At 42.0% G+C, this 1852-nt stretch carries 4 protein-coding genes; all 4 read left to right on the forward strand.

Going from position 1 to position 1852, the window contains the following annotated elements; genetic code table 11:
• Window positions 1–86: 86 nt before the first annotated feature.
• Window positions 87–602 (forward strand): J domain-containing protein, encoded by a 516-nt coding sequence (locus tag OGY09_RS00970; RefSeq protein WP_001025395.1) that lies wholly within the window; start codon window positions 87–89, stop codon window positions 600–602.
• 104 nt (window positions 603–706) lie between these two features.
• The gene (locus OGY09_RS00975) at window positions 707–1249 is read left to right on the forward strand and encodes a hypothetical protein (RefSeq protein ID WP_001083906.1); all 543 of its coding nucleotides are present in this window, start codon (window positions 707–709) and stop codon (window positions 1247–1249) included.
• On the forward strand, window positions 1246–1497 hold the full coding sequence (locus tag OGY09_RS00980; protein ID WP_001230707.1) for a hypothetical protein: 252 nt from the start codon (window positions 1246–1248) through the stop codon (window positions 1495–1497). Before OGY09_RS00975 ends, OGY09_RS00980 begins: the two co-directional genes overlap by 4 nt.
• Window positions 1484–1711: a helix-turn-helix domain-containing protein gene (locus tag OGY09_RS00985; protein WP_000801440.1), complete on the forward strand. Its 228-nt coding sequence runs from the start codon at window positions 1484–1486 to the stop codon at window positions 1709–1711. The genes OGY09_RS00980 and OGY09_RS00985 overlap by 14 nt, the downstream gene beginning before the upstream one ends.
• Window positions 1712–1852: the final 141 nt, after the last annotated feature.

Here is a 1852-nt window from a genome sequence, read left to right on the forward strand (position 1 = left end):
AATACGACTTAAAAGTCGTATTATTGTTTCATCGAAAGGGGAATGGCCCCTCTCACAATAGCCCAGCAGGGCAGGAGATTAAAAAAATGAATATCCAGGAAGCATTAAACGTTTTTGGATTATCCGGCGAATTAACTGAAAAAGATATCAAAGCAGCATACAGAAAAGCCGCTTTAAAATATCATCCAGATCGTAACCCGTTAGGGGCTGAACTGATGAAAGCGGTAAATGCAGCTTTTGATGTATTGATGGCAAATATTGATAAAATAAATCAGTTCCAGAGCACTGATGAACATGCACGATATAATTACGGTGATGACCTGGAAAAAGTATTAAACGTTCTTTCTGGTTTATCTGGTCTGGTATTTGAAGTGATAGGTAACTGGGTTTGGATTAGTGGAGAAACCATTACACATAAGGAAACTTTAAAAGAAATCGGGTGTAAATGGGCGGCAAAGAAAAAACAATGGTTTTATCGTCCAGACGAACATAAAAGTTACTGGAATCGTGAAGAACACACGATAGAAGAAATCCGCGCAAAATACGGTACAACCGGACAGCGCAGGGCGACAGGGTGGCAACGCGTGGAAACCAGAGCGTAACCAGAACGGGGGCGAGAAGCCCCCGATATTATAGCCAGCCCGTCTTTTGGGGCATCGAACCCAAAAAGACGGGAACAGCAGCTACGTAGCAAAAAGGGAAACAGATGAACTCTTTTTTTGAACAATATCACCCTGTCTTTGAAGTTGTCTGCCGTATCCTGGGGAACGGCTGGCGCGTGAACAAACTTGATGATTGTTCGTCTCGTATAAAACTGACGTCACCGCAGTTTAAAAATTACTCTGTGCATATTCGGATGGAAAAAGACCGGTTTTCTGTTGTGGGGAGTGTGGATAGTCGCTCCTGGCGTAGTCCGCATCATGTTTGCACGTTATCCAGAAAACGGAATCCCGTTGATATTGCAGCCGATATCGAGCGAAAAATTCTGGTAAATGCTTCGCAGGAGGTGTTACAGGCGATTGAGTATGAGAAACACCAGGTGGAAAAAAAGGACGAAATTCTGATCCTGAAAGGTATGTTATCGCAACTTGTCCAGCTTGAAAGCTGGTATGGGGCATTGACAGGCTTTAAAGCTGAAAACGGATTGAACGGTAAAGTCACCGAACAGGGCGACAGTTATGATTTACAGATTCGGGGCTTGAGTATAGATCAACTTGTTAAAATTACAGGGTATTTGAAACAGTTATGAGAAAAAATAAAGGTGATGTGACTTATTTTCTTGAAAAAGAAGGTGACAATTACAGGCTTACAAAAAGGATAAAAGCCAGAACAAATGTTAAAATCGGGAACAAAACTACGAAAATTACATTGTATGATGCCGTACTGAATGAGAATGAATTACAACATATTGATTTTACGTGTGCCGGATTAAGGGAAGACGATGAGACGCCAGTTAAGAATTTAATTAAGGAGTTTATGTTAAATGAAACCCGATAATACACCTGAAAATGTAAAAAAATTACGTTTAAAAGCAGGATTAACACAAAAGGAATGCAGTCATATTTATGGTGTTGGGCTAAGAACCTGGCAGAAAAAAGAGGAAGTTAATACTCAAAACAGTCAAAGTCTGTCACTGGTTGAGTTTGAGTTTCTTTTGTTACTTGCAGGAGAACATCCTGAATACGTGCTCTGCAAAAGGGAGTCAAAATAAAATGACCTGTGATGGTTTTATATTAGTACCTGGAGTTGCGCCCGTAGTTCGCTGACGCTCACACGCGCAGTACAGCGCCCCGCCCTGCTGCAATGCACCAGGACGGCGTGAACTCGCTGGCGCTCGCGCTAACTGCGGCAT

The organism is Citrobacter sp. Cpo071 (assembly GCF_030332765.1).
GTDB lineage: Bacteria > Pseudomonadota > Gammaproteobacteria > Enterobacterales > Enterobacteriaceae > Citrobacter > Citrobacter portucalensis.